Source organism: Nocardia sp. NPDC004722 (assembly GCF_053601505.1).
Map to the genome: position 1 here is coordinate 1 of NZ_JBSGBY010000703.1, position 4,058 is coordinate 4,058.

The 4,058-nt window shown below is 68.3% G+C and carries 6 protein-coding genes and 1 pseudogene; 3 read left to right on the top strand and 4 right to left on the bottom strand.

The window, feature by feature from the left end:
* Window positions 1-419 (top strand): annotated as a pseudogene (locus tag ACWELQ_RS40170) (hypothetical protein); the annotation flags it as partial.
* 77 nt (window positions 420-496) lie between these two features.
* On the opposite strand, the gene bcp reads toward ACWELQ_RS40170, so the two are convergent.
* Window positions 497-970, bottom strand: a complete 474-nt coding sequence (bcp, locus tag ACWELQ_RS40175; RefSeq protein WP_452402236.1) for a thioredoxin-dependent thiol peroxidase — start codon at window positions 968-970, stop codon at window positions 497-499.
* A gap of 192 nt (window positions 971-1,162) precedes the next feature.
* Here bcp and ACWELQ_RS40180 point away from each other — a divergent pair, with 192 nt between their 5' ends.
* Complete coding sequence (locus ACWELQ_RS40180; protein ID WP_379357640.1) at window positions 1,163-1,387, top strand: DUF3618 domain-containing protein; 225 nt, start codon at window positions 1,163-1,165, stop codon at window positions 1,385-1,387.
* A 101-nt stretch (window positions 1,388-1,488) separates the two neighbouring features.
* Here the strand turns inward: ACWELQ_RS40180 and ACWELQ_RS40185 are convergent, their stop codons facing one another.
* A complete protein-coding gene (locus tag ACWELQ_RS40185; protein ID WP_452402237.1) occupies window positions 1,489-1,752 on the bottom strand; it encodes an excalibur calcium-binding domain-containing protein in 264 nt (87 codons plus the stop codon).
* A gap of 429 nt (window positions 1,753-2,181) precedes the next feature.
* Here ACWELQ_RS40185 and ACWELQ_RS40190 point away from each other — a divergent pair, with 429 nt between their 5' ends.
* Window positions 2,182-2,646 carry a MarR family winged helix-turn-helix transcriptional regulator gene (locus ACWELQ_RS40190; RefSeq protein WP_452402238.1) on the top strand — a complete coding sequence of 155 codons (465 nt, stop codon included), beginning with the start codon at window positions 2,182-2,184 and terminating at the stop codon, window positions 2,644-2,646.
* Window positions 2,647-2,649: 3 nt separating this feature from the next.
* On the opposite strand, the gene ACWELQ_RS40195 is transcribed toward ACWELQ_RS40190, so the two are convergent.
* Both ACWELQ_RS40195 and ACWELQ_RS40200 read right to left on the bottom strand, forming a co-directional pair.
* Complete coding sequence (locus ACWELQ_RS40195; protein WP_452402239.1) at window positions 2,650-3,681, bottom strand: crotonase/enoyl-CoA hydratase family protein; 1,032 nt, start codon at window positions 3,679-3,681, stop codon at window positions 2,650-2,652.
* Between the two features lie 49 nt (window positions 3,682-3,730).
* Window positions 3,731-4,045 carry a hypothetical protein gene (locus ACWELQ_RS40200; protein ID WP_452402240.1) on the bottom strand — a complete coding sequence of 105 codons (315 nt, stop codon included), beginning with the start codon at window positions 4,043-4,045 and terminating at the stop codon, window positions 3,731-3,733.
* Window positions 4,046-4,058: the final 13 nt, after the last annotated feature.

Below are 4,058 nucleotides of genomic sequence, written 5' to 3' on the forward strand. Positions count from 1 at the left end.
CCGCGCCCGCGCCCGCCGCGCCCGCACCGGATTCCGGTTCCGCGGGCGCCGGGCTGCCCGCCATGCCCGGCATGGTCACGCCCACCGACACGGTCACGGCGAATACCGATCAGCCCGCGCCGCCGCCCGGCGAAATGGTGACCATCGACCCGGCCACTCTCAACTGGGGTCCGCACTCCGACGGCCCGAAGTCCCACCCCCGGCCGCTGATCAAGGCGCAGCCCGAGCCCGAGGTCGCCTCGAACCCCGAGTCGATCATCCCGGCCCCGACCCACGCGGTCGGCGCCCCCACCGAGTCCGGCCTGTTCCCCGGCGAAACGGCCCCGCCGCCATTAGGCACCCCCGAGTTCTCCGATTGGTGGGACGGCCACTGGCGCATGATGCTGCAGTGGGCCGCGCAGATGATGCCGAAGGTCTAGAGCTTTCCGACACCCCTCACACCGAACCCCGGCCATGAATGTGGCCGGGGTTCGGTGTTTTCCGGGTTCGCGGCCTTTCAGACCGACAAGTCGCGGCGGAGCTTGGCGACGTGGCCGGTGGCCTTCACGTTGTACTGGGCGACCTCGACCTTGCCGGTCTCGTCGATCAGGAAGGTGGAGCGGATGACGCCGGTGACCTTCTTGCCGTACATCATCTTCTCGCCGAAGGCCCCGTACGCGCCGAGCACCTCCTTGTCCGGGTCGGACAGCAGCGGGAAGGTGAGCTGCTCGGCGTCGCGGAACTTGGCGAGCTTGGCGGGCTTGTCGGGGGAGATGCCGACCACCTCGATGCCCGCGCCCTCCAATTCGGCGAGGTTGTCGCGGAAGTCGCAGGCCTGCTTGGTGCAGCCGGGGGTGCTGGCGGCCGGGTAGAAGTAGACGATCACCTTGCGCCCGCGGTAGTCCGACAGCGAGACGTCCTTGCCGTCGGCGTCGGGGAGGGTGAAGGCGGGGGCGGTGTCGCCGGGACTGAGTCGGTGATTCTCGGTCATGCCGCCCACGCTAGTCGATGCGATTGCCCTGCAGACCGGGCCGGTCAGGACTCGCGTGTGAGTCCCGGAGCCCGGCGCGGTATTGGCGATACACTCCTGTTCGGGTCCGCCTGCCGCGCGAAGGAGTCGGCGCGGGCGACCCCTGAGACGACAGTCGCCGCCGGTAGTGCGGCATTCAGACAGGAGTGTGACGTGGCGAGAGACACCGAGGCGATCGAGCGCGAGATCGAGGCCGCCCGCAACCGGCTCGCAAGCACCCTCGACGAACTCGCGGTCCGCGCCGACCCCCAGCGCCTGGCCGACAACGCCAAGCAGTCCGTGGTGGCCAAGCTGAACGAGCCGAAGATCAAGTACAGCTTGATCGGGGCCGGTGCCCTGATCGCGACCCTGGTCGTGGTGAAGATCTTCCGCCGCTGAGCGGTCGACGACTTTCAGGGGCTGGCCCCTGAGTTCCTCTCCACCCCGAATCGGGGTTTCAGGGGTTACCCCTGCGAGTTCGAGAGTTGATTCGACTCGAATCAGACGGTGGGGCAAGCCATGCCGGTGCCGTCGGGATCCAAGTGCGGGCTGTAGCCGGGCTGACCGCGGAAGAGAGGGGCGACGCCGGCCGCGCGGGCCTGGTCGCAGTTCTCGTAGACGGGCCCGCCGGCCGAGCCGGTCTGCGACAGACCCGCCGAGCCGGTGGCGGCGGAGCCGGTGTCGATCGCGGAAGAACCGGTGCCCGAGGAACCGGTGGGGACGTCGGCGAGGGCGACGGCGGACTGGGCTGCGATGGTCGTCAAGCCCGCGACGCTGGCGGTGACGAGAAGCCGGCGAACGTTCATGTATTCCTCAATGTCGGCGCAATAGGGTGGTAGCTGGCCCGGTTCGGCGCGGAGGTGCCACCGCCGCCACGGGGTCGCGGCGCGGTGACCGGTCCGGGCTCGGCGTCGAGTTTTCTGGCGCAACGTTGCATTGTCAACCGGATGGGCTATCCATCCAGGTCGATTAGGGGATTTGCCCCGAACGCCGGAACCTCTTCTGCCGGAATATGTCTCATTCGTCCCGTCTGGAAACCCGCTCTCGCATTGATGATTTCCGCCAGAACTACGCAATTCGAACCGTCAGTACTGTACGTCAGCACCGCGCTGGAGGTCGGTGCCGAGCGCCCGTGAGGTTCCTGTGGATCCTCATAGTGTCCATGTCAACTAACCGTCGATACTATGGAACTCATGACGCGCTGGCTGAGCGATGCGGAACAGGTGACCTGGCAGTCCTATATTCGCATGCGGCAACGGCTGGACTCCGCCCTCGCCGCCGGGCTGGCCCGCGACGGGATGTCCTTCTCCGATTACGAAGTCCTGGTCGCGCTGTCCGCGGCCGGAGGGCAGTTGCGCGCCAAGGAATTGGGCGCGGAGATCTGCTGGGACAAGAGCCGCCTGTCCAAGCATCTGACCCGGATGAGCGCACGGGGCCTGATCGATCGCTGCCAGGCCGTCGACGACGCGCGCGGCCGCGAGGTGCGCCTCACGGACGCGGGTCGCGCGGCCCTCGAGGCCGCCGCGCCCAATCACGTCGAGCTGGTGCGGCGGCTGTTCATCGACGACATGACCCCCGCCGAGGCCGCGGCCCTGCGCTCCCTGGCGGGCCGGGTGGTCGCCGAGGTCGAGCGCACCGACCTGGAGGGCATCGGCTGAGGCTCAGTCCTGGGGCGGCTCGGCGCGCGCGCCCTTCCAATCCCCGAACGGCTCGTCGCGTTCGCGCACGGCCTCGCGGAAACCGGCGGTGGCCGAACGCAATTGGAAGGCGTAGCCCTCCCGGGTGTGCCGCGAGACGCCGTCGAACACGGTGCTGATCATGCCGGAGTTCAGTACGCCCTGATTGAGCAGCGCGCTGTTGAGCGCCAGCTTCGCCATGATGAGCTGGTTGATCGGCACCCGCGAAATGCGTTCCAGCAGTTCCTCGGTGCGCGCGTCGAGCTCGTCGGCGGGCGGGGCCTCGATGGCCAGCCCCCACTCCTCGGCCTGCTTCCCGCTGAGGCTGTCCCCGGTGAACAGCAGCCGCTTGGCCCGCTGATCACCCACGCGGTGCGCCCACATCCCCGCCGCCGGAATCCCCCAGGTGCGGGTGGGCGGGTAGCCGAAGCGCGCGTCCGCGGCGCAGATGATCTGATCGGCGTACAGCGCGATATCGGTGCCGCCCGCGATGGCGAACCCGTGCACCTTGGCCACGGTCGGCTTGTTGGCGTGCAGCAGACTGGAGAACCCGCGGTTGAATCGCGACATCATGGCGTAGTCGACCATGGGATCCCAAGTGCCCCAGGGATTGTGGTTGCGCGCCTGCACGACCGGATCCAGCACCGTGCCCTCGGTCGGCTGTGATCCCTCCGCCGGAGCGAAGCTGTTCTCGGCGAAGATCGACAGGTCGTACCCGCCGCAGAATCCCTTACCCCGCCCGCTCACCACGATCACGTGCACCCGTGGATCCAGATCGGCCCGCTCGACTGCCGCCGCCAATTCGATCGGCGTATCCGCGGTGATCGCATTACCGCGCTCGGGCCGATTGAACGTGATCCGAGCAATCCGCCCGGTCACCTCGTAGGTCAGTACGCGGCCGGTGTATTCGTCGACCGGCTCCGGACGCCCCGCGAACAGCGAGTCGTCACCACCGGTCAGATCATCGCGCCAAGCGGCCGGTCGGGTACCGGAGTGGTTCTCGTAGTCGGGGGACACCCAAGCAGTGAACCCTGGTTCATTTCTTGCTGTCAAGGGTCCGGGCGCGCTACTCCCAGGGTTTGACCGGGGGTTTCACCCAGAGGATCTTTTCGTCGAGGTGGGGCCGGGCGGCGGCGGGGTGGGTGGGGTTGCGGGTTGCCCAGGCGTCCTTGTCGGTCAACAGGCGGGCCACGACCTGCCAGGTTTCCTCGGTGCTCGGTGGGTTGGTGTCGGCGGCGCGGGCCAGTTTGCGGCGGTGTGCCGCGGGCATGGCGAGCAGTTCGTCGCCGGTGATGCCACGCGCCCAGATGTAGGCGGCCAGCCGCCGGGCCTTCTCTTCCCGGCTGCGGCTGGCGTGATCGGAATGCGCGTAATCGGCCAAGCTGTGTTCAACC